This window comes from Xylophilus sp. GOD-11R (assembly GCF_033546935.1).
Taxonomy (GTDB): Bacteria; Pseudomonadota; Gammaproteobacteria; order Burkholderiales; family Burkholderiaceae_C; genus Xylophilus.
This window is the reverse complement of record NZ_CP137854.1, coordinates 1203441-1228479: the sequence shown is the minus strand read 5'-3', so window position 1 is coordinate 1228479 and position 25039 is coordinate 1203441. Positions and strand designations below refer to the sequence as shown.

Sequence of the window (25039 nt, the reverse complement as noted above, 5' to 3'; positions counted from 1 at the left end):
GATGCCGGCGAGTTAGGCTACGCGCCATGTCCTCGCATCCCCGTCCTTTCCGCGCCTGCCTGCTGTCGATCGGCTTGACCGTTTGGGCCAGCCTCCACGCTCCCTGGGCCGTCGCCGCCACCGCGTGCTCCAGCGATGGCCACCAACCGCCGCGCGTACTGGTCGAACGGTTTTTGCCGGACAGTTGCACCGAATGCTGGGCACGCCCGACCTCCCCCGCCGATCGCAACGCCTTCGTCATCGACTGGATCGTGCCGGGCACCGATCCGGCCGCGCCGATGGCCGCCGCCGCGCTACCCGAAGCCGGAACGCGGCTCGCCACCCTGGGCTACACCGCCGACACGCCCGAGCCGCAGTTTTGGAAATGGCGGCACCCGGTCCTGCCGACCCCGACCGGACGACTTCGGGTAGCGCAGGGCCCGGTCGTCGACGATTACATCGGCGTCTCCATCGCCTGGGCCGGGAAGGGGCCGTCCGGGGCCGTCGCAGGTCCGGTCGATGCATGGTTGCTGCTGGTCGAGGACCTTCCGCCCGGCACTGCCGGATCGCCTGCCGCGCGCAGACTGGTGCGTGCGGCGATGTCGGTCGAACAGGTTGACTTGCGCCAGGAGCGTTGGCAGGAGCGCCGATCGATGCGCGTACCGGCTGGCGCCGATCCCGCCCGGCTGCGGCTGCTCGGCTGGCTTTCGGACAACCGGGGACGCTTCCTGGCGAGCGCGGCGAGCCACTGCCCGACCTGAAGCGCGGGCGTCGCGCCGACCCACCGACGATCGAGCTGCACCAGCATCACTTTTTTACGACGACCTTGTCAGATGCGCAATTTCTTGTGCATAATGCGAGGCTTCCTGATGCAGAGCTTTACCGGTGTTTCCAAACGCCGGTCAAAGCCCGATCAGGAAAGTGGGGCTCTTAGCTCAGTTGGTAGAGCAGCGGACTCTTAATCCGTAGGTCGAGTGTTCGAGTCACTCAGGGCCCACCACCCCAATGCAAATAAAATCAAGCACTTAGGCCAAAAGGTCTAAGTGCTTTTTTTTGGTCAGCGCGCTTTTACGAGACAGGTATGCCCTTCCTTGCCCGGTCGAGTGCCTGACGCTGCCGCCACACTTATCTGCCTCAGATCACTCACCCCGAGATGTAGACCGTGCCGGTGAAGGCGGTGCTCAACCGCGCGCCCGTCAAGGCAGCAGGCCACCTACCCGATGAACCAGTTGCGCGAACCAGCAAACAATCAGACGCAACCGTGGCGGTCCACCGTGAACCTGCATTGCAATACTGGTTCCAAAATCGACAATCTCATAATATCAAGGAACATTTCGGAAAATACTCCAAAATGCATGCAGAGACGCCGAAGCTTCACGGATGAGTGAAAAGACATCTGGTTATGGAGACGGGATCGGAGGGATAAGCGGTTTCGCGGGCTGGCATTTTTTCGATCTCAGTTGTCATTAACTCGAACCCAAATTCAAGGCCGTTTTAAAAACCATCGGCTGGATTCATTTCGATCTTCCAGGCGTTTTTAAGGATAAATCTCCGCGAGCGAGTGGTGAGCTCTCGCTCTGAACGGTTTCATTCGAATTGGAGTGATATATCGCACTGGCTTGCTGGGCTGTAGCGACGCTCGCTCACCCCCCAAGCCCTGGCCATTTTGTTTTTGCCGCCATTCTGGCAAAAATCGCCTAAAACACTTTTAATTGGGAGTCAACCAATGCTCCCAGCCACCTCGCAGGCCGTGGAACGGACCGCCTCACCTCATTGCAAAAAAGCCTTACGTAACCGAGACGGTATGCCGAGATTGCGCGAATGCCTTGACCCTGCGATCTGATTTTTTATCCTGCCAAAGGCCGACGACAATTAAGATCAGCAGCAGCAAGTGCGGTGTTTCACCGATACCGAGACTGAAAATGCGGATCGGCAATTCGCTGATGCTGCGCACCAACATGGAAAGGGTCAGTACGGTGCTGAGTCCATTGGTAGCACGAGAATATCGAAATCCGAACCACGACAGAATGCAGTAATAAACAGCCATCGTCACCGCGCCGATGCCGCCTGCCCGTCCCAAGGCATCGATGAATTGATTATGACCCGACGTAGCACCTGCATGGCGGATACGGGCGCGGTATTCCTCATTGAACAGCGGAAGGCCGTATCCGGTCAAAGGCGATGTTTTCCACTCTTCGATGGCATGACGCCAGATGACGTCCCGCCCCGTCAGGCTCAACACCTGGTGGCCCGCACTGGATCGCGAAAAAGCGGAAGCACGCTCTTCGGCAAAACCTGTGATCAGCAGCGCCAGCGCGGTCAGCATGACAAACGCCACGGCGAGGCAACCCAGCACGAACACCAGCTTGTAATCACCGAAGCGTTTGCGCTTCCAGTGGTTCCAATCGACCCGGAAAAAATACAGAACCGGCAAACTCAGAATAAAGGAAAACCACACCGTCTTGGACTGCGCCAAGAACAAGGCCAGCAAACACGCCGCCAGCGAGAATCGATGAATTTTGACGGACGAGAATGGGTGGACAATCATGCACCACAGTGCAATGCTGCACAGCATCCCCATCATGATCGCGTGGGGCGCCAGGCCGGTGAATCGAGGAACGCCAGGCAAGAAGCCTTCCGAATAGTCCAGCTGCAACATGGAAGCAGGCAATATCGGTATCAAGGCCAGGCTGAGCACCGTAAACACGACCAAGGCATTGCGGCCCACCAGGACGGCGTTTTGCGCAGCGGCCTGGCTGAGGCACATGATTCCGACACCCAGCATCGGGCCATAAAACCAGCTCGATTCGATAGATACAGGATTTTTTCCGAACAGCGCCGGCGAGATCACATTCCCGCAGAACATGCAGACGACTCCTGCGATCAAAAGCAGGCGGCGCCAATCGATCACAGGATTTCCACGCACGTAGCGGAAAAACTGATCGAGGCAGGCGATGATGACAAAGATGGAGTTGAATCGAATGATCCAGGATGCAAGGGCGCTTGGGCCGGGCGTGGCCATTTCGACCGAACTAGGGTCTCCCAGTTTGCCCGCCACCAGAAACGCCAGCCCGTTGCTGAGCAGCAGCCCCACGAACAGATACTGAAGGATTCCTTCCCGCACCTTGGACGACACCTGCACGGAGCCCACCACCGTTAGGGCCACGGCAAATGCGGACAATGCCGCAAAGATCGCCAGGATGCTTACCAGGATGATTTCTAGCATGGGTAATCGATTCAGGACGACGGTTCTTCAGCGGACGCAAAATATTCAACACTACCGGACGTGAAAGCGTACGGCTCGCACACAGCGCATCGCCGCCAACGCCGCTTCCGACCAGACGTCACACGCGGGCAATCCGCCAGAGACTTACAAAACGTCACGATCTTAGGGCAGGTAGCCACTCGTGACGTGTATCAACATCATCATGCAGTATTTTTTTGGCAATTGCTCCTGCAAGATGCAGGTTTGTAGTTCCGAACAATCAGTGCGGTAGACCTTTCCCGGCGGCCACCTGGTGTAGCGTAACGGCCAAGGCATCGATGCCGGGCGACAAACCTGTTCCTCCGGATGAACGTAGACGGAAGTTGGGCGACCTCTTGAATGGTCCGGGCACTCACCACTCGTCGCCCAGGAGATCGCGGGTCGCGGTGTCGGGTCCTTCGGGGAAGAATTTCTCAAGCACCTCGTTAAAAACGCGATGTTCGGGTGCAGCAGCCGCGAACAGCGTCATGCAGGATCGCAACTTCATGGCATCGACTGCGCCGAACACCTCGCGCGCATCGTGGCCCGAACCACGCATCAGCAGTTCGCAACAGGCCAGCAGCCGCGGCCCCAGGGTCGGATGCCGCTGATAGGCGCGCGCTTCCGCGCGGTTCGCCAAGCCGAAGTGCTGCGACATTTCACTGCGCCCCAGCGCGCGCAACTGGGGAAAGACGAACCACATCCAGTGACCGCGCTTGTGTCCCGAAGCGAGCTCGCGATGCACTTGCGGCAGCACGGCGTTCTGTGCCTCGACGAAGCGGGTCAGCCGCCACGGATCTCTTTCTGCATGCGTTTCGATGGGGCCGTCGTTCATGGTGCAAGCATCGGCTCACGGCGATGTGGCAGGTATCGGCAGGCTGCCGGATGTCGCCGTAGGAGCCGGCGCGCGCGGCCGTGTCGGTCATGCGCAGCACCTTGATGCATCGGTTCCCTCTTCGTCATCAGCGCGTGCATGGTGTCAGGAATCTGTTCCAGGTGAAAGCGGCGTATCTCGAAGCCAATGGCGAGATCAGCGTGCTGAAGGAAGCATCAAGCAACCGTATCCAGGCGGCGTGCGCTATTGCCCGGCGACTCTGCCGGTAAGGTTCCTACAGGCGACGTCCGGCACCGCCTCTACGGTGGTGGTCCCCACCCTCCACACGGACCGACATGGCGACCTCCAAGACTGATTCAGCCAAGCCCACCACCCTCCAGGCCGACCAGGTGGCCGCCGCCTCCGCTGGGCGCAATACGGACAGCGCTCCCGCCCAGCCGGCGCCCCGCAAAGCCCTTGGCGGCGATCCGGCCGCACAGCGGGCCGCCGACGTGCAGGCGACGACCGCCGGCATGCCGTTCAACGAGAACAAGGCGGCCGAGCATGGCCAAGAAGGCGCCACCCATCCGCCGCCAGGCCTGCAGGTCACGCCGCCCTCGCGCCTCGTGTCGGGCAGCACCCTGTCGGAATCGCAGCACAACGACAAGACCGGCACCGTCGCCCCCGAGGGCGTCAACGCCACCATCGGCTCGCTCGACCGGGTACGGGTCGATTCCGCCGGCCAGGCCCTGACCACCAACCAGGGCGTCCCGATCGCCGACAACCAGAACTCGCTCAAGGCCGGCGTGCGCGGCCCGGTGCTGCTCGAAGACTTCATCCTGCGCGAGAAGCTCACCCACTTCGACCACGAGCGCATTCCCGAGCGCATCGTTCACGCCCGTGGCTCGGCGGCCCATGGCTTCTTCGAAAGCTACGGTTCGCTCGCGCAATACACCAAGGCCGCGCCCTTCCAGGAGAAGGGCAAGATCACGCCGGTCTTCGTGCGCTTTTCCACGGTGGCGGGTGAGCGCGGCTCCAAGGACACCGCCCGCGACGTTCGCGGATTCGCGGTCAAGTTCTATACCGACGAAGGCAACTGGGACCTGGTCGGCAACAACATTCCGGTGTTCTTCATCCAGGACGCGATGAAGTTCCCCGACCTGGTCCATGCGGTCAAGCCGGAGCCGCACCACGGCATGCCGCAGGCGGCCTCGGCCCACGACACCTTCTGGGATTTCGCCTCGCTCATGCCCGAGATCACGCACATGTTGATGTGGGTGATGAGCGACCGCGCCATTCCCCGCAGCTACCGCATGATGCAGGGCTTCGGCGTGCACACCTTCCGGCTGGTCAACGAGGCCGGCGAATCGGTGTTCGCCAAGTTCCACTGGCAACCCAAGCTGGGCACGCATTCGCTGGTGTGGGACGAGGCGGTGAAGATCTCCGGCGCCGATCCCGACTTCCACCGCCGCGACCTCTGGGAAGCGATCGACTGCGGCGAGTATCCCGAGTGGGAGCTGGGCCTGCAGATCTTCACCGAGGAGCAGGCCGAGTCCTTCAGTTTCGACATCCTGGATTCGACCAAGCTGGTGCCCGAAGAACTGGTGCCGGTGCAGATCGTCGGCCGCATGGTGCTCGACCGCAATCCCGACAACTTCTTCGCCGAGAGCGAACAGGTGGCCTTCTGCACCGCGCACGTGGTGCCCGGCATCGACTTCTCCAACGATCCGCTGCTGGCCGGCCGCATCCATTCGTACGTCGATACTCAGATCAGCCGGCTCGGTGGCCCCAACTTCCACGAGCTGCCGATCAACGCACCGATCGCGCCGGTACACAACAACCAGCGCGACGGCATGCACCGCCAGGCCATTCACCGCGGGCGCGTGGCTTACGAACCGAACTCCCTGGCCGGCGGTTCGCCGCACCAGGCTGGCGCGGTACAGGGCTTCGTGAGCGTGGCTCGACGCATCGACGCCAAGGAAGCCAGCGACAAGGTGCGGGCCAAGCCCGAGAAGTTCGCCGACCACTACACGCAGGCCACGCTGTTCTTCGCAAGCCAGACGCCAGCCGAGCAGGCCCATATCCTCGCAGCCTTCCGCTTCGAGCTGTCCAAGGTGCAGACGCCGGCGATCCGCGAGCGCATGGTGGCCGGACTGGCGAATGCGTCGGTCGAATTGGCGACCCGGCTCGCCGCCGACCTCGGCATGGAGATGCCCGCCGCGCTGCCCAAGGCGCTGGAAACACCGGCCGAGCCCGAGGTGACGGCCTCGCCGGCGCTGTCGCTGCTGGCACGGCCGGGCGATGGCGGCATCCGCACGCGCAAGGTGGCGATCCTGGTGGCGCCGGGCGTCGAGGCCGGGTCACTCCAGGCACTGCAGGCCGCGCTGTTCGAGGCCGGCGCCATCGGCCGGCTGATCGGGCCCACGCTGGCGACCGTAGCCGGTGCCGGTGGCGAAACGCTCGCGCCCGACGCCACCATGGAAAACAGCCCCGGTTTCCTGTTCGACGCCCTGGCCCTGCCCGACGGCGCCGGCGTCGAAGCGCTGATGGACGACGGCCACACCATGGAATTCATCAAGGACCAATACCGCCATGGCAAGACCATCCTGGCTTTCGGCGCTGCGCAGGCCTTGCTCGTCAAGGCCGATATCGCGCTGACGCTGCCCGGCGGCGGCGCGGACCCGGGACTGATCCTGGCCGACGCCGCCCAGGCGCCGCAAGCCATCGTCGACTTCATCGGCGCCATTGCGCGGCACCGTCATCCGGAGCGCGAGACCGATCCTCCCCAGGTCTGAAAAACGCTCGGGGGTAGGCGCGGCGCCGACAGATGCAGGGCGCCGACGCCGACCCGGGCGGCCGGGTCGGCATCGGCACATTGCATCGAAACAGCTGCACATCGCCATGCCCCGCTCTCCCCACAACGCCAAGCCACTGCCCGACCTCGTGCGCACCACGCTGCGCAAGACCTTCCGACTCAAGACGCTGCGACCGGGCCAGCAGGAAACCATCGAGCGCGTATTGGCCAGCCGGTCGACGCTGGCCGTGATGCCGACCGGCGCCGGCAAGTCGCTCTGCTACCAGTTGCCCGCCGTGCTGCTGCCGGGCATCACATTGGTCGTGTCACCGCTGATCGCGCTGATGCAAGACCAGTGCTCGGCGCTCAACGCGCTCGGCGTGCAGGCGGTGCAGCTCAACAGCGCGATCGACACCGAGGAACTGCAGCAAGCCGAAGCCGCGATCGCCAGGCGTACCGCGCGCATCGTGCTGACCACGCCGGAACGCCTGGCCGATCCGAAGTTCCAGGACCTGCTCGCCGAAGGCGCCCCGGTGTCCTTGCTGGTGGTGGACGAAGCGCACTGCATCAGCCAATGGGGCCATGATTTCCGCCCGGCTTTCCTGGAGATCGCCGCCGCACGAAAGGCACTGGGCCAGCCACCGGTGCTGGCACTGACCGCCACCGCGACCGAAGCGGTCGCCGCCGACATCCGCGCCCAGCTCGGCATCCCGGTGTCCGGCATGGTGGAGACCGGCACCTACCGACCCAACCTCGACTACGCCGTCGACCTGCTCACCAACAGCGCCGAAAAACTGGCGCGCACCGTGGCCCTGGTTCGCGATTCATCCGGCGCCGGCCTGGTCTACGCCGCGACGGTGAAGGCCGCCGAGGCGGTGCGCGATGCCTTGCTCGCGGCCGATGTGCCGGACGTCGGTCTCTACCACGGCAAGCTCGGGCCGACGGAACGCCATGACGTGCAACAAGCCTTCATGGCGGGCGAGATCCGCGTGGTGGTCGCCACCAACGCCTTCGGTCTGGGCATCGACAAGCAGGACATCCGCTTCGTCATCCACCACCAGATGCCCGGCTCGCTCGACGCCTATTACCAGGAAACCGGCCGTGCCGGACGCGACGGCCAACGTTGCGACTGCACCCTGCTCTTTCTGCGCAAGGACAGGGCGGTGCAGCAATTCTTTCTGACCGGCCGCTACCCGGATCTGGCCGATCTCGACGCCCTGTGGGCCGCGCTGCAAGCGCCCGCACCCGACGACGGCTGGAGTCTGCAGGCGTTGGCCGACGCCACCGATCGCCCGGTCGGCAAGCTCAAGGTATGCGTCAGCCTGCTGCGGCAGCGGCGCATCGTCTCGGTGGATCCACGCGGCGTGGTTCGGCTGCGCAGAGCGGATGTGGAATCGGCGGTGCTCGAGGCGGCGATGCAGACCTACCAGGACAAGCGAACAGCCGACCGTGCGTCGCTTGAACGCATGGTCGACTACGCCCAGTCCGGCCGTTGCCGTTGGCAGGTGCTGCTGGAAAGCGTCGGCCACGACCGCGAAATCGACCGGCCACCGTGCGGCCACTGCGACACCTGCCGCCGCATCGCTCAGGCTCAGCAGGAAACAAACGCATTACCCCTGGCGGCCTGAAAAGGCCGCGCACCGAAAAGGACTGACGATGAGCAGCACCGAAAAAGCCAAGACGACCAAAGACCCCAAGGGCGGACTGACCGCCGCCGGGCGCGCCGAATTTGCCGAAAAACAGGGCGCGCATCTCAAGCCCGGCGTGACCAAGCCGGTGCGTGAAATGTCGCTGGACGACATGCGCCGCAAAGGCAGCTGGGCGACGCGGTTCTATGGACGGGATCCACTACCCGCCCTGAAAGACGCCAAGGGCAAGCCCACCCGTTTCGCCCTCTCGGCGCACGCTTGGGGAGAACCCGTTCCGACGACCGAAGCGGCCGCCCGTCGCATTGCCGACAAAGGCAAGCGCCTGTTGGAGCGTTACCGCCGTGAGCGCGAAAAACAGGGCCCGCGCGCCAAATCGTGATTTTCACGATCGTGTTCGCCTTGATTTAAAGAGACGACAGCCAAAGAAAAAGGGGGCCGAGCCCCCTTCGTTCGTCTCAAGACCCATCACCTGGTGTTTTTGTGGCTCTGCTGCCCGGCTTTTACGTGCTGCTCATGGGTGCCGCCCTGCACGCCCGTGCCGGCGCGTTGCTGGCCGGCGGCGGTGCCGCGCTGCTCCTGCTGCGACTGGTTGACGCCCGCATTGCCAGCGTTGTGCTGGTTATTTCCTTGCGGATCATGGTTCTTGTTGTCCTGCTGCTTTTGATTTGCCATGGTGACTACTCCAAAGTCATTTCAAGAATCCGATATTCACAATCGGGGGCCCGTTATATGCCGAACCCGAAACCAATTTAACAAGCCAGCTTGGCCGCTCAGTAGGACGACTCGTACATTGCCGTCAGAAATTTTTAAACATACATCGAGCATCAATAAATACTTTCAGCCATATCTCGTCAGCGAAATACATACATGCGGAAATTGCATGAAATCTCGTTCTTCGATATTCCCGCGCACCGCCCCCATCGACATTTCCAGACATCGGCCAGGCAATTTCGTGATCGATCAAGCGCTGTGCCTGCGCTGCCTGCCGACCGGAAACAAGCTTGCGCCGGGCCGTGCGTATGCTCACGGGTCTTGTTTGCCCACGTTCGCACGCCTTGACCGAAAACGCCCCGTCCCCCACGCCGCCGCTCGACCAGCTCCCATGTGGCGTATTGGTCGCCGACGAAGCCGACCAGGTCGTCTGGATCAATGAAACGCTGGCCGCCTGGCTGGCACGACGCCTCGACGCTGCCAACCCAACGCATCTGCACGACTGGCTGCATCCCGACTGCCATACACAGACAGCCCACTGGACCGCCACGATCGATCGCACCGGCAACATCGCCGACGTATTGATGGCCCTGTCGCACGCCGAGGGCCACGGCCAGCCGATGCTGATGAGCGCCCGCCGCCGCGCCACGCCCGCGGGCCACTGCACCGATTACGTCTTTCTGCCCGCCGCCGACCGCCAGATGAACGAACGCGAGCTCGCCGAGTCACGCGAGGAGATGCGCCTGCTGGTCCACGAAGCCACGCGCCAGGAAGCCGACGCCCAGGACCGCGCCCTGTTCGCCGAACAGATGGTGGGCATCGTGAGCCACGACCTGCGCAACCCGCTGGCCGCCGTCCACATGGGCATCCTCGCGCTCACCCGGGGCGACCTCACAGCCAACCAGATCCGGGTACTGGGCCGGGTGTCGCGCGCCACCGAGCGGGCGCACCGGCTGATCGCCGACCTGTTGGATTTCACCGCCGCCCGCATCGGCGCCGGCCTTGCGGTGGCGCCCCGCGCGGTGGCACTGAACGACGTGATCGCCGACACGGTCGAGGAATTGGCCCTGGCGCGCCCGGAACGCGAGCTGGTGCACGTACGCGGACAAGAAGGTGTGTGCCCGATCGATCCCGACCGGCTGTCGCAGCTCGTCGGCAACCTGGTCTCCAACGCGCTGACCTACGGCGACCCGACTCGACCCGTCACCGTGAGTTCGTCGGTGGACGACGGCTGCGGGCTGGTCAGCGTGCACAACTGGGGCGATCCGATTCCGGCGGAATCGGTCGGACAACTGTTCCAGCCGATGGTGCGCGGCGGCCGGGTCGGAGAGGCTCGCAGCGTGGGCCTGGGCCTGTATATCGTGGGTGAGATCGCCAAGGCCCACGGCGGCCGGATCGAAGTGCGCTCCGACGCCGGGCACGGCACGGTCTTCGAGGCGCGCTTTCCGGCCGGCTGACGCGCCGGGGCGGAGATACAGCCGGATGCACGCCGGCCGCGCCACGGATCGAAGCTCGGCCACTTGACCGGCAACGCGCTCGCGCCGGGTTCACCAGGAGAAGCCCATGCACCCTTTCCACATCGTGAGCCAGAACGTCGACCGGGCCGCCAACGACGTCTACGACTTCGCCCGCCGGATTGAGAACCTTCCCCGATGGGCGTCCGGGCTCGCCGCCGGGGTCAGCCAGGAAAACGGCGAATGGTTCACCGATTCGCCGATGGGCCGGGTCAGGCTCCGCATGGCCGAACCCAACCCCTTCGGCGTGCTTGACCACGACGTCACGCTGCCCGACGGCACCACCGTGCACAACGCCTTTAGGGTGACGCCGGCGGGCACCGGCAGCGTGCTGAGCTTCGTGGTGCTGGCCTTGCCGGGATCCGCGCCGGAGCTGCTGGAGCAGGACGCAGCGCATGTGGCCAAGGACCTGGTCGCACTCAAAACCCTGATGGAACAACCATGAGCCTTCCCGATTTCGACACCTTCCGCGCCGCTCAGGCGGCTCGCGGCTTCGACGAAGTCGTCGCCCGCAGCTGGGCGCCGGACGAAGATGTCGCGACGCACAGCCACCCGTTCGACGCCGACGCGCTGGTCATCGCCGGCGAGATGTGGCTGACGGTCGACGGCGTCACCCGGCACCTGCGGCCTGGTGACCGCTTCGCGATCGCCGCCGGCACGCCCCACGAGGAACGCTACGGCGCCGACGGCGCGACCTATTGGGTGGGCCGCGCCGAGCCGGGTTGAACCTGCGCGCCGACGCAAGGGGTTGTCGGCCATTTCCGCCAGCCAGATCGGCATATCGCCCCGCGTGCCCCGCCGCGCGGGCTGGGCATACTTCGCGGCTCATGATCGAAGTCCCCCAGGCCATCGTCTGCGAGAGTTGTGACGCCGTCTGGCAGCGGGCCCAGCTGCGCCCGCGCGAAGTGGCGCACTGTTCCAACTGCGGCGCCGAGCTCGACCGCCACCCCGGCCAGCAGGAGCGGCGCCTGCTGCCGCTGTCGCTCGCCAGCCTGGTGATGTTCGTGGTCAGCAACGCCTTTCCCATCGTCGAGATCAACCTGCGCGGCATGCGCTCGCAGACCACGCTGCTCGGCGCGGTCTATGCCCTCACCGCCGAGGGCCGCACGCTGGTGGCCACGCTGGTGCTGGCCACCACCATCATCTTTCCGCTGCTGCAGATGGGCGTGATGGTGTGGCTGCTGCTGCCGCTGGTGCGGCAGCGCGTGCCCCGCGGCTTCGCCTACCTGGTGCGCTCGCTGCAGATGCTGCGGCCCTGGGGCATGGTCGAGGTGTTTCTGCTCGGCGTGCTGGTCGCGCTGGTCAAGCTCTCGGGCATGGCCAAGGTGATTCCGGGGCCGGCGCTCTGGTCCTTCGGCGCGCTGACGGTGCTGCTGACCGTGGTGCTCGCCTTCGACCCGCGCGGCTTCTGGCGCATGGCGTCGGCGCACGGGACGCCGGGCGACGCGGGGGCCGCCGCATGATCCGCGCACGGTCCGCCGGCCTACTGCCCTGCCGCCATTGCGGCACCGTGTGGCGCGACGCGGCCGACGGCGACGCCTGCGCGCGCTGCGGCACCACGCTGCGCGCGCGCAAGCGCGACAGCCTCAACCGCACCTGGGCCTTCCTGATCGCGGCCTGCGTCATGTATCTGCCGGCCAATCTGCTGCCGGTCATGATCACCCGTTCGCTCTTCGGCACGCAGAGCGACACCATCCTGAGCGGCATCATCTTCTTCTGGATCAGCGGCTCCTACGGCATCGCCGCCATCATCTTCGTGGCGAGTTTCCTGGTGCCGCTGTTCAAGCTGGCGGCGCTGTTCATCCTGCTGGTCACCGCGCGCAGCGGCAGCGACTGGCGGCGTGGCGAGCGCGCCAGGCTCTATCACATCATCGAAGTCATCGGCCGCTGGTCCATGCTCGACGTGTTCGTCGTGGCGCTGCTGACCGGCCTGGTGCAGATCCAGGGCTTCGCCCAGATCACCGCCGGCCTCGGCATCGCGGCCTTCGCGTCGGTGGTGGTGCTGACCATGCTGGCCTCGCTGAGTTTCGATCCCAAGCTGACCTGGGACAGCCCCCTTCCGAAAGGCAAAAAATCCGTATGAACGGCGACGACCAATCACATGCCCCCGGCCCGCCGCCCACCCCCGCTCCGGCGCTCGAACCACCCCGTGTAGCGCGCCGGCGCAACTGGCTGCCTTCGCTGATCTGGCTGATTCCGCTGGTGGCCGCGCTGGTCGGCATCACGCTGGTCGCCAAGGTGCTGATGGGCCAGGGACCGGAAGTCGAAGTGAGCTTCAAGACCGCCGAGGGCCTGGAAGCCGGCAAGACCGCCGTCAAGTACAAGGACGTGCAGATCGGCGTGGTGCAGAGCCTGCGCCTGGCCAAGGACCGCACCCGGGTGCGCGTGGTGCTGCAGCTCACCAAGGATGCCGAGGCCTTCACCGCGCGCGACACCCGCTTCTGGGTGGTGCGGCCGCGCCTGGACACCAGCGGCATCTCGGGCCTGGGCACGCTGCTGTCGGGCGCCTACATCGTGGCCGACCCGGGTGTCGACAAGGAGACCAGCGGCGAGTTCACCGGCCTGGAAACCCCGCCCATCGTCACCCGCGACGCCTCGGGCAAGCAGTTCATGCTGCATGCGCAGAACATCGGCTCGCTCGACGTCGGCTCGCCGGTGTACTTCCGCCGCATCAAGGTCGGCCAGATCGCTGCCTACGAGCTCGACGCCGACGGCAAGGGCGTGAGCCTGCGCATCTTCGTCAATGCGCCCTACGACAAATTCGTCGGGGCCAACACCCGCTTCTGGCATGCGAGCGGCATCGACATGCAGGTCAATTCCTCCGGCGTGACGCTGCACACCCAGTCGCTGGCCACCATCCTGCTCGGCGGCATCGCCTTTCGGGCGCCGGACGACGCCAACGGCCCGGTCGCCGCCGAAAACGCCCGTTTCGCGCTGGCCGAGGACGAGAACACCGCGCTCAAGCCGCCGGACGGCCAGGCCAAGAACGTGCTGCTGTACTTCAACCAGTCGCTGCGCGGGCTGGCGCCGGGCGCGGCGGTCGATTTCCGCGGTGTGGTGATCGGCGAGGTCAAGTCGATCGGCGTGGAGTTCGACCGCACCGAGCGCGAGTTCCGCATGCCGGTCATGCTGCAGATCTTCCCCGACCGCCTGCGCCGCCCTGGCGAAGCCGCCGCGCCGGAGTCCAAATACAGCCAGGAGCAGCAGATCCGCTATCTGGTCGGCAAGGGTCTGCGGGCGCAGCTGCGCAACGGCAACCTGCTGACCGGCCAGCTCTACGTGGCGGTCGACTTCTTTCCCAAGGCACCGGCCGTGCAGTTCGACGCCACCAAGGACCCGATCGAGCTGCCCACCATGTCCGGCAGCCTCGACGCGCTGCAGTCGCAGGTGCAGGAGATCGTGACAAAGGTCAACAAGGTGCCGATCGACGAGATCGGCCAGGAACTGCGCACCACCATGGCCAGCCTCAACCGCACGCTGGCCGGCGCCGAGCAGCTCACGCGCACGCTCAACAACGACGTGTCGCCCGAGATCACCGCCGCCATGAAGGACGCGCGCAAGACCATCGACAGCGCCAACCGCACGCTGGCGCAAGACGCCCCGCTGCAGCAGGACGTCCGCCAGACGCTGCAGGAACTCACCCGCACCGCCGCCTCGGTACGGGTGCTGACCGACTACCTCGAACGCCATCCCGAATCGCTGCTGCGCGGCAAACCGGACGACAAGAAATGAAGCCATCCGTCTTATTCACGCGCACCGCGGCGGCCGCCGTCGCCGCCGCCGTCGCCGCACTCGGCGCCGGCTGTGCCAGCCAGCCTGATCGCTACTACACCCTCGCCGCGCCCTCGTCCGTCACCGCGCCGGCAGCAGCGACGGCGACCCCGCCGCTTTTCGTCGAGATCGCCCCCGTGGCGATGCCCGAGCGCCTGGCGCGGCCGCAGATGGTGGTGCGCAAGGACACGCCGGGAGCCGAGGTGCGCATCCTGGAGCAGCACCGTTGGGCCTCGTCGTTCGAGAAGGAAATGCGCGACGCCCTGGCCGCCGGCATCGCCAGCCGGGCCGGCGCCATCGACGTTACCAAGGGCGGCCGGCCGAGCAGCCCGGCGGTGTGGCGCGTGGCGGTGCAGCTGCAGGGTTTCGACGCGGTGGAAGACCGCGGCGTGCAAGCCGACTTCAGCTGGACCCTGCGCCGCGCGGACCGCGACGACAGCCTGAGCTGCAGTTACTCCACCTCGGAGCCGGCCGCCGCCGGCATCGACGCCATCGCCCACGGCGCGCAGCAGGTCACCCGGCGCGCCTCGGAGGCCATCGGTGCACAACTGCTGGCGCTGCAGGCATCGCCCCGGGCCGGCTGCATCGGAGGCTGAACAGGCAGGCGGCAGCCGCCGCTCAGGGCAGCGCCAGGATCCAGCCCACCAGCGCGCGCGCGTCGGCCGGGCTGACGCCACCGTTGGGCGGCATCGGCTGCGTGCCCCATTGCCCGACACCGCCCTTCAGCACGATCGCGGTCAACCGGTCGGGCGCATCGGCCTGGCTCCGATAGCGCTGCGCCACATCGCGCAAGGCCGGGCCAATGACCTTGCGCTCCACCGAATGGCACACCAGGCAGCCGTTGGCACGCGCCAGGTCGACCTGCGCCATGGCCGGCTGCGTCCCACCCGAGAGGGCACCGAAAGCGAGAGCGCCGGCCAGCAGACCGCGGCAGGCGAGGCGGGAGAGCGATGGCGTCATGCGGCCGGTCGACGGATTCAATGGAAACATTGCATTTTGATCAACTGAGACACCGAAAAAACATTTCGGCGGGATTGTCCGGCGACAAAAACGAAGCCGTTGCAAACCCGCATCACCAAGGTGTCGGACAGATCCGACAAGACCAATGAAAAATCGGTATCGCACCAACTCGTCGCAATAACATTCCGTTCATCGGCGCATTGATTAATGGGCCGAAAAGGAAAAACATGCGGGTCGCGATACTCGAAGACGATAGCGGGCAAACAGCCCGGATCATGCACATACTGAGCGGAATTTCCATTGGCGACGCATCTGTCAGCGTGCAGGCCTTCACGTCGGGACAACGCCTGCGATCAGTGCTTCGGCATGAAACCTTCGACCTCTTGGTATTGGCCTGGAATGGCGCCGAATTAAATGGCATCGAAATACTCGACTGGTTGCGGAAATTCCAGCAAAGCAACACGCCGGCGATTATCCTGTCCTCCTACTACTCAGAACAGGATATCGTCCGGGCATTTGGAAGGGGCGCCGACGATTATGTGGTTCAGCCGGTCAGGTCAATGGAATTCCGTGCCCGCGCCATGCGCCTGCTCCAGCGCCATACGCCGGCTCCGGCCTTGACCCAACTGGTGTTCGGCCCCTGGACGCTGGACCGGACGAACACGACCGCCCGCATCGCCCTGCCCGACGGCGAAAAGACCTTCGAGCTGACCGAACGCGAGTTTCGTCTGGCGCTGGCCTTGTTCCAGCACCGGGGTTCGTCGATCTCACGGGCGCATCTGCTCGAATACAGCGGCGTCTGCGGTGAAGAAATCAACTCCCGGGCGCTCGATAGCCACATCTATCGGCTGCGCGGAAAGCTCTTCCTGCAGCGCGAGCACGGTGCGCAACTGCGCACTGTGTACGGACACGGCTATCGGCTCGAGATGGACGATCTACAGAAATCCCCGGCGCCGACACCGTCGCCGACCCCTTCGCTGTCGTCGTCGCCATCGCCCGCGTGATCGGCCGGCGCGCGTGTGCGCCGGTCTGCGATGCCGCCCCTGCGCAATGCGGTGCAGCCGGTGGCCGCGCAGGCCGGCATAACCCGAACCATTGCCGATAAAGATCGCCGGGCCGTCGTCTTCGGCCGGCGCGAAGGCCGGGTTGGGCAAGGCCGCAGTGTCACGTCGGCTTGCAGCGGCGCGTGGGCGGTGAGCCAGCCCGACGCGATGCCGATCCCGCCGTCGTGGCGCGCCTGCCGCACCAGCAGACGCAGGCGGCCGTCTTCGGGTAACGAAGCGATCGAAAATAAGGGCGTGGCGCGAGCGGCTGCAAGCCGTCGGCGAGCACCTGACGCGACCGGCGACAACCGCCATGGTCGTCGGCAGGCCAGGCGCTGCGGGCTACGGTGTCGACCAGGGTCGTGTCGCCGTCCGCCAGACACACGGTGGCGCCGACCTTGATCCGGCCGAGGCCAGCAGGCCGCGCGCGGCCTCGTCGGCGTGCCGAGGCATCACCCCGACCAGCGCGCCCGCCTGCCAGTGCGGCGCCTTGCCGGCCGGGGCAGCAGGTCCACCTGGCAGAGCGGTTCGCCCACGCTGCCCGGGTTGAGCAGCACGCGTTCGGCCAGCCGCCAGTGCTGCAACAGTTGCGGCTGCGGCGTGGCGACGGCGCCTTCGTCTTGCAATTCGGCGCCGGTGGGTGTCGCCAGCGCCTGGTGCCATCCTGCACGGCCTGCGAGTCGCCGTCGTCGACCTCGACCATCGGAAACAGCCGGGTCGCGCCCGCCGATTCGAAGCCGTGGTGGAGCGCATGGCCGAACCCGCAGAAGCGGTCGTAGTCACGGTCGCCGAGGGCCAGCAACCCGTATCGCACCGTGGCGAGCGCCGGCACGGCGGTGGCGGCCAGACCGCGCGCGGCGCGCCGTGTCGGGCGGCTCGCCTTCGCCGAAGCTGCTGGCCACCACCAGCACCTGGCGGTAGGACAAAATGGCCGCCTTGTATCCAGGTGTTGAAATCTCGTGCAGACCGCAGAATCGGGTCATTCCTTCTCTGGAGCTTCCATGACCGATCCGGCGCGCTTCGAACTGTTTTCCTACTGGCGCACCTCGGCCACCTACCGGGTGCGGGTAGCGCTCAATATCAAGGGCATCGAAGCGCTGGAGCGCAACGTCGACATCGACGCCGGCGAGCAGCTCGGCGACGACTTCCTGAAGGTGAATCCGCTGGGCGCCATACCTGCGCTCATCGACCATGCCGCCGCCGCCCCGGCCGCCACGCTGACCCAGTCGCTGCCCATCCTGGAGTTTCTGGAGGAGCTCTACCCCACGCCCGCCCTGCTGCCGCGCGGCGTGCATGCCCGCGCCCGGGTGCGCTCGCTGGCCGCGATGCTGGCGTCGGACACGCACCCGCTCATCACGCCCCGGGTAAAGCGCTACCTCACCCAGCGCGGTGGCTTCGATGCCGATGCCTGGCGCGCCTGGCAGGTGCAATGGTTCGGCACCGGCCTGCACGCGCTGGAGGCACGCTTGGCTGCCGACCCCGAAACCGGCCATTTCTGCCAAGGCGACAGCGCCACCATGGCCGACATCTGCCTGGCCAGCATCATCGTGGTGATGCGGGTGTTCAAGGTGGAGGTCGAGGGCATCCCCACGATCAACCGGATCATGCAGCGCTGCGAGCAGATCGAGGCCTTCGCCAAGGCCGATCCGCGCTGGCAGGTTGGGGCGCCTTCTGTTTGAACCGCAGTCCGTCGCGCGGACCGAATGAAACATAATGAGCTGAAGCGTCTTTCATATTTTTCTGGATTTCCCTGTGGCATTTGAAGATCAGATTCCGTTACCCAATAATCATCCCCACGATTTCGATCCGGCATCTTCATGAAACAGATCGGAAAGGCCGGCGTCAGCGCCGCAAAGTGGAGCGTTGCGACCACGATCGCCAGGTTCGGACTCCAGCTCATTGCCCAAGTCATTTTGGCGCGAGCGCTCGGCCCCGAAATCTACGGGCTGTTCGGCATGGGCATGGTGGTGTTCACGCTCAGCAACTTCTTCGCCACTTTCGGATTTTCCTACGGGCTGCACCAACTCAAGGAAATCGACGACAGCGACATCCGGGTAGCGTTTACCTGGCAACTGCTCACCGGCATTGCTGCCGGCGGTGCGATGTTCCTCGCCGCGCCGTGGACTGCACAGTATTTTCATGACGATCGTGTGCAATTCATCACCCAGTGGATGGCCCTGGCCTGCGTCATCAATTCCCTCGGATCCGTTCCGGGGAACCTGATGCGACGCTCCATGAGTTTTCGGATTTCAGGTTTGATTCAACTCGCCAGTTATTTCCTGGGTTACATCGGCGTCGGGGTACCGCTGGCGCTAATGGGCGCCGGCGTAAGCGCGCTTGTTGCGGCCTGGATGACGCAAGCCACGGTCGGCTGGCTGGCTTCCTATTACGTGGTGCGACATCCAATCCGCCTGTTGTTCAAATCGACCCATTCACCTGAATTACTGCGCATGGGTATGGCTGTGTTTTTCACCAACCTTGGAAACTGGTTCATCAGCACGCTCGATCGTCTGATGATCGGCCGATACCTCAATGCGCATGCCATGGGCGTCTACACGGTCGGCAACAATCTGGCCAATATGCCAAATACCTTGCTGATCGGTGCGATGCAACCGGTTTTTATGGCAGCCGGCGCTCGCGTGCAGGACGAACCAGAACGGCTCAAGCTCGCCTACCAGCAGGTGTCGAGCACGATTTGGGTGGTGTTATTTCCATTCTTCGTCATGCTCGCGTTTCTCTCGCCAGAAATTGTTCGCCTGCTGTACGGCCCTGCATGGATCGAAGCCGTTCCGGTGTTGCAGATTCTTTTCGTCTCCATGCCCGCTTTTGTGACGTGGGGAATGTCTACGCCGGTTCTATGGAATACCGGGCGGGCAAAGTTCGAGATCTTTCTGCAATTACCCCTGCTGCCGCTGGCGGCCGTTGCCTATTACCTCTTTGGGCGCAACAGCATCGAACACGCGACGCTGGTGGCCGCCGCCGTCATCGGTGCACGCGGTTTGGTGATGGCCACCGCTGCCTCGAAGATTCTGTCGGTGCGCCCGACCCAGTGGGTGGTCTGGATGGTGCGGGGCGCCTTGCTCACCGCCGTGACCCTGTTGCTGCCCTGGATCTGCCTGCGTGTGTACGCGCCGCCCATGCCCGCCATCGTGGCCTTGTTCGTGGGAGGCGCTCTGGGTTTCGGCACGCTCGGGGCCTTCGTCATCGCGTTTCCGATCGTTCTCGGGCGCGACGCCGCGATGCTGCTTCTGCGTTTTTTCCCGCGCCTGCGGCCACGTTTCACCAAGACATTCCCCGCCGCGCCAACCTGACGCCCGCAGAAAGCTTTAGCCCGGATGCACGCCATCCGTTACCTCCATCTCCAACCCACAAGAGCGCATGTACAACGACGTCTCCCTCTTCATCGACGGCCAGTGGACCGCTTCCAGCAACGGCCAGACGCTGCCCATCCACAACCCGGCCAACGGTGCCGTCATCGCCCAGCTGGCCCACGCCACACGCGCTGACCTCGACCGCGCCCTCGACGCTGCCGACCGTGGCTTCAAGACCTGGAAGAAGGTCGGCGCCTATGAGCGCTCGCAGCTGCTGCGCCGCGCCGCCGCGCTGATCCGCGAACGCGCCGAAACCATTGCGCCGCTGATGACCCAGGAACAGGGCAAGCCGCTGGCCGAAGCCCTGATGGAAACCCGCGCGGCCGCCGACATCATGGAATGGTTCGCCGAGGAAGCCCGCCGCAGCTACGGCCGCATCATCCCGGCGCGCGCCGAGGGTGTGACCCAGATGGCGCTCAAGGAGCCGGTCGGCCCGGTCGCGGCCTTCACGCCCTGGAACTTCCCGATCAACCAGGCCGTGCGCAAGGTATCGGCAGCGCTCGCCGCCGGCTGCTCGGTGATCCTGAAGGGACCGGAAGAAACCCCCGCGAGCTGCGCCGAACTCGTCCGCTGCTACGCCGACGCCGGCCTGCCCGCGGGCGTGCTCAACCTGGTCTACGGCATTCCGGCCGAGATCTCGGCCTACCTGATTCCACACCCGGTCATCCGCAAGATCACCTTTACCGGCTCCACGCCGGTGGGCAAGCAGCTGGCCTCGCTCGCCGGCCTGCACATGAAGCGCATCACCATGGAGCTCGGCGGCCATGCACCGGTGATGGTGTTCGACGACGCCGACGTGGCCGGCGCCGCCAAGATGCTGGCCGGCAGCAAGTTCCGCAACGCCGGCCAGGTGTGCGTGTCGCCCACCCGCTTCCTGGTGCAGGAAGGCGTGTACGAATCCTTCCTCGCGGCCTTCAGCGAAGCCGTGAAGGGTGCCGTGAAGGTGGGCGACGGCCTGACCGCCGGCACCACCATGGGCCCGCTGGCCAATCCGCGCCGGGTCGACGCCATGACCTCGCTGGTGGCCAATGCGCGCAGCGCCGGCGCCCGTGTGGTGACCGGCGGCGAGCGCATCGGCGACAAGGGCAACTTCTTCGCCCCGACCATCCTGGCCGACGTGCCGCTGTCGGCCGACGTGATGAACAACGAACCCTTTGGCCCCATGGCCGCGCTGGTGCCGTTCAAGACGCTCGAAGAAGGCCTGGCCGAAGCCAACCGCCTGCCCTTCGGCCTGGCGGCCTACGCCTTCACCCGCTCGCTCAAGACGGCCACCGCCGTGGGCAACGGCATCGAGAGCGGCATGGTCTCCATCAACCACTTCGGCCTGGCCCTGCCCGAGCTGCCCTTCGGCGGCATCAAGGATTCGGGCTACGGTTCCGAAGGCGGCAGCGAGGCGATCGAGTCCTATCTCAACACCAAGCTGGTGACCCAGGTCGGCGTCTGATCAGAAGCGCCAGCCCAGGCCGACACCGACCAGCCACGGGTCGACCTGGAGCTGGCCGATCCGCTGGCCGGCCGAGCGAACGTCGGTGCGGATCTGCAGCTTCTTCACGTCGATGTTGAGCACCAGGTTGCGGGTCAGCGCGTAGTCGAGGCCGACCTGCAGCGCCGCGCCGACACTGCTTTTTTCGATGCCCGGCTGCAGCGCCGAGGCCACTGCCGGTGCAAAGCGCACGCTGGAAAAACGTGTGTAGTTGATGCCCGCGCCGAGGTAGGGCTTGATCGCGCCGAACCCGGTGAAGTGGTACTGCGCGGTGAGCGTCGGCGGCAGGTGCCTGAGGCTTCCGATGTCGGTGCCGCCGGCGCGGATGTCCTGCTTCTGCGGCACCGTCAGCACCAGTTCGGTCGCCCACTCGGGCGTGAAGAAATACGAGATGTCGACCTCGGGAATCGTCTTGCTGTTGATCGACAGGTCGAGCCGGGTGCTGTCGCGGTTGGCCGGGTTCAGATAGGCGGCCCGGACGCGGACCATCCAGGGCCCGGTTGCTTCCTGGGTGTCCTGCGCGTGGCTGGCGATGGGCGAAAGCGTGGCTGCGACGGCGGCGGCGATGACGAATGCTTTGGTGTTCATGCTCCGGTTTCCTGGGTGATCGGCGTTGGCGAAAAAATCCTTCGCTGCTTTTCCATTGAAAGCCGGAGACGGTCGGCGCACCTTGCGCTGGATCAAGCCCGCACGCGTTTGGGGTCGCGCTTGCCGCCACGCTTGCCGACCTGCTCGTCGGGCAGATGGAACTCATGCCACACACCGTTGAGCACGCCGAAGCCCACGGCCAGGCCCACGCCGAGAATCCAGGCGAAATACCACATGAGAGTCACTCCTTCGAAGCGTCTGGGGGTCAGTAGAAATCGGGGTTGAGGGCGACTTCGCGGGTCGTCACCCGGCCGCGCATCACGCGCATCGCCCAGGTGGTGTAGAGCAGGATCAGCGGCAGAAAGACCACCGTCACGCCCAGCATGATTGCCAGCGTGTGCGCGGTGGAAGACGCGTTCCACACCGTGAGGCTCGAAGCCGCATCGGCGCTGGAGGGCAGGATGAACGGGAACATCGACACCCCCACCGTGGCGATGATGCCGGCGCAGGCGAGCGACGATCCGGCGAAGGCCGCCCACTCGCGGCGCGCCCGGTTGGCCACCAGCGCCAGCACCACGCCGACGATGCCGGCCACCGGTGCGAGCAGCGTCAGCGGCGCCGCACGGTAGTTGTCGAGCCAGGCGCCGGGTGCGGCTACCACCGCGCCGCGCAGCGGGTTCGACGGCCCCATCGGATCGGCCGCGCCGACCAGCCGAAAGCCCAGGTCGCCGAACGCCACCCACAGGCCACCAACCGCGAACAGCACGAGGCTGAGCAGGCCGGCGACGAAGCCGAAGTCACGCGCACGGCGATGCACCGGGCCGGCCTCCACCTTCACCACCAGCCAGTTCGCGCCGTGCAGCACCAGCATGGCCACCGACAGCAGTCCGGCCAAGAGCGCGAAGGGGCTGAACAGGCCGAAGAAGCTGCCGAGATAGAACACCCGCAAATCGCTGTCGAAACGGAAAGGCACGCCGCCCAGCACATTGCCCACCGCCACGCCAAAGACCAGCGCCGGCACCAGGCCGCCTGCGAACAGCGCCCAGTCCCAGCGGCTGCGCCATGCCGGGTCGGCCTTCCTCGAGCGGTACTTGAAGCCGACCGGGCGCAGGATCATCGCGGCCAGCACCACGAACATCGCCAGGTAGAAGCCGGAGAAGCTCACCGCGTAGACAAAAGGCCAGGCCGCGAAGATGGCGCCGCCGCCCAGGATGAACCACACCTGGTGGCCTTCCCAATGCGGGCCGACCGCGTTGATCACCATGCGGCGTTCGGCGTCGCCGCGTGCCACGAAGGGCAGCAAGGCGCCCACGCCGAGGTCGTAGCCGTCGGTCAGCGCGAAGGCGATGAGCAGCACGCCGAGCAGCACCCACCAGACGACACGCAGGGTTTCGATATCGAAGAAAGCCATAGCAGAAGCTCCGGGTGTTCAGGCGGTCAGGGGGGTGGCGGGCATGCGCCCGGGCAGCGGCGCCTGCGGCTCGTACGCCGAGGGGCCGCCGCGGATCGCGGCAAGCATCAGCCGCACCTCGATGACGGCCAGCCCGCCGTAGAGCGCGGTGAAGCCGAACAGCGTGGTCCAAAGCTGCGCGCGGCTCAGCGACGAGGGCGCGAGGAAGGTCGGCAGCACGCCGTCGATCGCCCAGGGCTGGCGGCCCATCTCGGCGACCACCCAGCCGAGTTCGGCGGCGATCCAGGGCAGTGGCAGCGCGAAGACGGCGATCTTCCAGAACCAGCGCGCGTCGGTGTGTCGCCGCAGCGAGCACAGAACGAAGGCGGTGGCGAAGAGCACGATCATCGCGAAGCCGATGAAGGCCATCAGCCGGAAGCTCCAGAACATCAGCGGCACATCGGGCACGGTGTCCCAGGCGGCGGTGGCGATCTGCTGCGGTGTCGCGCGGCGCGGGTCGTCGAGCGTGCGCTTGAGCAGCAGGGCATAGCCCAGGTCGTGCTTGTGCTGTTCGAAGCTGGCGCGGGCCTGGGTGTCCTGCGGCTGCACTTTCAGCCGCTCCACCGCGTCGTAGGCGACCACGCCCGAGGCGATGCGCTCCTCGGCCCTGCGCACCAGCTCCGACATGCCGGCCACCTGGCCGTCGAGGCTGCGGGTGGCGATCAGGCCGAGCAGCCAGGGCAGCTCGACCGCGTAGCGGGTGCTGCGTGTTTCGAGGTCGGGCAGGCCGAAGAGGGTGATGCCGGCCGGCGCCGGCTCGGTGTGCCAGGCCGCCTCGATCGCGGCCAGCTTCATCTTTTGGTTGTCGGTGAGCGCATAGCCGCTCTCGTCGCCCAACACCACTACCGACAGCGACGCGGCCAGCCCGAACGCGGCAGCCACCGTCATGGAGCGTGCGGCCATGGCGGTGAAGCGCCCACGCAGCAGGTAGAAGCTGGAGATGCCCAGCACGAACACCGCCGCAATGACATAACCCGCGCTCACCGTGTGCACGAACTTGGCCTGGGCGATGGGGTTGAGCAGCACGGCGGCGAAGTCGGTGACTTCCATGCGCATGGTGTCGGGGTTGAAGTGCGCGCCCACCGGGTTCTGCATCCAGCCGTTGGCCACCAGGATCCACAACGCCGACAGGTTGGTGCCCAGCGCCACCAGAAAGGTCACCGTCAGGTGCGCCACCTTCGACAGCCGGCTCCAGCCGAAGAACATCACACCCACCATGGTGGCTTCCAGGAAGAAGGCCATCAGCCCCTCGATGGCCAGCGGCGCGCCGAAGATGTCGCCCACGTAGTGCGAGAAATACGACCAGTTGGTGCCGAACTGGAACTCCATGGTCAGTCCGGTCGCCACGCCGATGGCGAAGTTGATGCCGAAGAGCTTGCCCCAGAAGCGGGTGGTGTCGCGCCAGATGGGGCGGTCGGTCATGACATAGACCGCCTCCATGATCACCAGCATGAAGGACAGCCCTAGCGTGAGTGGCACGAAGAGGAAGTGGTAGAGCGCGGTGAGTGCGAATTGCAGCCGCGAGAGATCGACGATTTCGGGTTCCATCTGGACCTTCCTTGTTGCGGTGCGCCGCCGGCCCTTGCCGGGCGTACGTTCAGTCGCGTTCGATCTTCGGCGGCGCTCCGGCGTGGCGGCTTGATCTGGATCAAGGTCGGCCGAAGCGCA

At 65.5% G+C, this 25039-nt stretch carries 26 protein-coding genes, 1 tRNA gene and 1 pseudogene; 17 read left to right on the top strand and 11 right to left on the bottom strand.

Features of this window, described 5'->3' with window-relative positions; all coding sequences use genetic code 11:
- Positions 1 to 26: 26 nt before the first annotated feature.
- Complete coding sequence (locus R9X41_RS05595) at positions 27 to 740, top strand: hypothetical protein (RefSeq protein WP_318633891.1); 714 nt, start codon at positions 27 to 29, stop codon at positions 738 to 740.
- Between the two features lie 163 nt (positions 741 to 903).
- Positions 904 to 979 (top strand) — tRNA-Lys (locus R9X41_RS05590).
- 786 nt (positions 980 to 1765) lie between these two features.
- On the opposite strand, the gene R9X41_RS05585 is transcribed toward R9X41_RS05590, so the two are convergent.
- Both R9X41_RS05585 and R9X41_RS05580 read right to left on the bottom strand, forming a co-directional pair.
- Entirely contained in the window at positions 1766 to 3205 is a 1440-nt protein-coding gene (locus R9X41_RS05585; RefSeq protein WP_318633890.1) for an O-antigen ligase family protein, read from the bottom strand.
- A 391-nt stretch (positions 3206 to 3596) separates the two neighbouring features.
- Positions 3597 to 4058 (bottom strand): DUF1810 domain-containing protein, encoded by a 462-nt coding sequence (locus R9X41_RS05580; RefSeq protein ID WP_318633889.1) that lies wholly within the window; start codon positions 4056 to 4058, stop codon positions 3597 to 3599.
- Positions 4059 to 4147: 89 nt separating this feature from the next.
- On the opposite strand from R9X41_RS05580, the gene R9X41_RS23665 reads away from it, so the two are divergent.
- The 4 genes from R9X41_RS23665 to R9X41_RS05565 all read left to right on the top strand — a co-directional run bounded on the left by R9X41_RS23665 (position 4148) and on the right by R9X41_RS05565 (position 8859).
- Positions 4148 to 4327: a DUF421 domain-containing protein gene (locus R9X41_RS23665; RefSeq protein ID WP_412556663.1), complete on the top strand. Its 180-nt coding sequence runs from the start codon at positions 4148 to 4150 to the stop codon at positions 4325 to 4327.
- A 66-nt stretch (positions 4328 to 4393) separates the two neighbouring features.
- Positions 4394 to 6832 (top strand): catalase, encoded by a 2439-nt coding sequence (locus tag R9X41_RS05575; protein WP_318633888.1) that lies wholly within the window; start codon positions 4394 to 4396, stop codon positions 6830 to 6832.
- 106 nt (positions 6833 to 6938) lie between these two features.
- Positions 6939 to 8459 (top strand): RecQ family ATP-dependent DNA helicase, encoded by a 1521-nt coding sequence (locus tag R9X41_RS05570; RefSeq protein ID WP_318633887.1) that lies wholly within the window; start codon positions 6939 to 6941, stop codon positions 8457 to 8459.
- A gap of 28 nt (positions 8460 to 8487) precedes the next feature.
- The gene (locus R9X41_RS05565; RefSeq protein ID WP_318633886.1) at positions 8488 to 8859 is read left to right on the top strand and encodes a DUF6321 domain-containing protein; all 372 of its coding nucleotides are present in this window, start codon (positions 8488 to 8490) and stop codon (positions 8857 to 8859) included.
- Between the two features lie 86 nt (positions 8860 to 8945).
- Here R9X41_RS05565 and R9X41_RS05560 read toward each other — a convergent pair whose 3' ends face one another.
- Positions 8946 to 9152 carry a hypothetical protein gene (locus tag R9X41_RS05560; RefSeq protein ID WP_318633885.1) on the bottom strand — a complete coding sequence of 69 codons (207 nt, stop codon included), beginning with the start codon at positions 9150 to 9152 and terminating at the stop codon, positions 8946 to 8948.
- Positions 9153 to 9276: 124 nt separating this feature from the next.
- Positions 9277 to 9507 carry a hypothetical protein gene (locus tag R9X41_RS05555; protein ID WP_318633884.1) on the bottom strand — a complete coding sequence of 77 codons (231 nt, stop codon included), beginning with the start codon at positions 9505 to 9507 and terminating at the stop codon, positions 9277 to 9279.
- A 28-nt stretch (positions 9508 to 9535) separates the two neighbouring features.
- Between R9X41_RS05555 and R9X41_RS05550 the strand changes: the two genes are divergently transcribed.
- The 7 genes from R9X41_RS05550 (at position 9536) to R9X41_RS05520 (ending at position 15072) form a co-directional block, all read left to right on the top strand.
- Entirely contained in the window at positions 9536 to 10648 is a 1113-nt protein-coding gene (locus R9X41_RS05550) for a sensor histidine kinase (protein ID WP_318633883.1), read from the top strand.
- A 106-nt stretch (positions 10649 to 10754) separates the two neighbouring features.
- Entirely contained in the window at positions 10755 to 11150 is a 396-nt protein-coding gene (locus R9X41_RS05545) for an SRPBCC family protein (RefSeq protein ID WP_318633882.1), read from the top strand.
- A complete protein-coding gene (locus tag R9X41_RS05540) occupies positions 11147 to 11431 on the top strand; it encodes a cupin domain-containing protein (protein ID WP_318633881.1) in 285 nt (94 codons plus the stop codon). Before R9X41_RS05545 ends, R9X41_RS05540 begins: the two co-directional genes overlap by 4 nt.
- 101 nt (positions 11432 to 11532) lie before the next feature.
- A complete protein-coding gene (locus tag R9X41_RS05535) occupies positions 11533 to 12168 on the top strand; it encodes a paraquat-inducible protein A (RefSeq protein ID WP_318633880.1) in 636 nt (211 codons plus the stop codon).
- Positions 12165 to 12788 carry a paraquat-inducible protein A gene (locus R9X41_RS05530; RefSeq protein WP_318633879.1) on the top strand — a complete coding sequence of 208 codons (624 nt, stop codon included), beginning with the start codon at positions 12165 to 12167 and terminating at the stop codon, positions 12786 to 12788. The genes R9X41_RS05535 and R9X41_RS05530 overlap by 4 nt, the downstream gene beginning before the upstream one ends.
- Positions 12785 to 14437: a PqiB family protein gene (locus R9X41_RS05525; RefSeq protein ID WP_318633878.1), complete on the top strand. Its 1653-nt coding sequence runs from the start codon at positions 12785 to 12787 to the stop codon at positions 14435 to 14437. Before R9X41_RS05530 ends, R9X41_RS05525 begins: the two co-directional genes overlap by 4 nt.
- On the top strand, positions 14434 to 15072 hold the full coding sequence (locus R9X41_RS05520) for a PqiC family protein (RefSeq protein ID WP_318633877.1): 639 nt from the start codon (positions 14434 to 14436) through the stop codon (positions 15070 to 15072). The genes R9X41_RS05525 and R9X41_RS05520 overlap by 4 nt, the downstream gene beginning before the upstream one ends.
- A 22-nt stretch (positions 15073 to 15094) precedes the next feature.
- Here the strand turns inward: R9X41_RS05520 and R9X41_RS05515 are convergent, their stop codons facing one another.
- Positions 15095 to 15436 (bottom strand): c-type cytochrome, encoded by a 342-nt coding sequence (locus tag R9X41_RS05515; protein ID WP_318633876.1) that lies wholly within the window; start codon positions 15434 to 15436, stop codon positions 15095 to 15097.
- Positions 15437 to 15663: 227 nt separating this feature from the next.
- On the opposite strand from R9X41_RS05515, the gene R9X41_RS05510 reads away from it, so the two are divergent.
- The gene (locus R9X41_RS05510) at positions 15664 to 16440 is read left to right on the top strand and encodes a response regulator transcription factor (protein ID WP_318633875.1); all 777 of its coding nucleotides are present in this window, start codon (positions 15664 to 15666) and stop codon (positions 16438 to 16440) included.
- 491 nt (positions 16441 to 16931) lie between these two features.
- On the opposite strand, the gene R9X41_RS05505 is transcribed toward R9X41_RS05510, so the two are convergent.
- Complete coding sequence (locus R9X41_RS05505; RefSeq protein WP_318633874.1) at positions 16932 to 17105, bottom strand: hypothetical protein; 174 nt, start codon at positions 17103 to 17105, stop codon at positions 16932 to 16934.
- A gap of 95 nt (positions 17106 to 17200) precedes the next feature.
- Positions 17201 to 17293: pseudogene (locus R9X41_RS23660) on the bottom strand (hypothetical protein); the annotation flags it as partial.
- Positions 17294 to 17480: 187 nt separating this feature from the next.
- On the opposite strand from R9X41_RS23660, the gene maiA reads away from it, so the two are divergent.
- The 3 genes from maiA (at position 17481) to R9X41_RS05490 (ending at position 21294) form a co-directional block, all read left to right on the top strand.
- Entirely contained in the window at positions 17481 to 18158 is a 678-nt protein-coding gene (gene maiA, locus R9X41_RS05500; protein WP_318633873.1) for a maleylacetoacetate isomerase, read from the top strand.
- 138 nt (positions 18159 to 18296) lie between these two features.
- A complete protein-coding gene (locus R9X41_RS05495; protein ID WP_318633872.1) occupies positions 18297 to 19790 on the top strand; it encodes a lipopolysaccharide biosynthesis protein in 1494 nt (497 codons plus the stop codon).
- 67 nt (positions 19791 to 19857) lie between these two features.
- Positions 19858 to 21294, top strand: a complete 1437-nt coding sequence (locus tag R9X41_RS05490; RefSeq protein WP_318633871.1) for an NAD-dependent succinate-semialdehyde dehydrogenase — start codon at positions 19858 to 19860, stop codon at positions 21292 to 21294.
- Here the strand turns inward: R9X41_RS05490 and R9X41_RS05485 are convergent, their stop codons facing one another.
- From R9X41_RS05485 to R9X41_RS05470, 4 genes are all read right to left on the bottom strand, one after another.
- Positions 21295 to 21921, bottom strand: coding sequence for an OmpW/AlkL family protein (locus R9X41_RS05485; protein ID WP_318633870.1), 627 nt, complete (start codon positions 21919 to 21921; stop codon positions 21295 to 21297).
- A gap of 92 nt (positions 21922 to 22013) precedes the next feature.
- A complete protein-coding gene (gene cydX, locus R9X41_RS05480; protein WP_318633869.1) occupies positions 22014 to 22157 on the bottom strand; it encodes a cytochrome bd-I oxidase subunit CydX in 144 nt (47 codons plus the stop codon).
- A 29-nt stretch (positions 22158 to 22186) separates the two neighbouring features.
- Entirely contained in the window at positions 22187 to 23332 is a 1146-nt protein-coding gene (gene cydB / locus R9X41_RS05475) for a cytochrome d ubiquinol oxidase subunit II (RefSeq protein ID WP_318633868.1), read from the bottom strand.
- Positions 23333 to 23350: 18 nt separating this feature from the next.
- On the bottom strand, positions 23351 to 24919 hold the full coding sequence (locus R9X41_RS05470; protein ID WP_318633867.1) for a cytochrome ubiquinol oxidase subunit I: 1569 nt from the start codon (positions 24917 to 24919) through the stop codon (positions 23351 to 23353).
- Between the last annotated feature and the right edge of the window lie 120 nt (positions 24920 to 25039).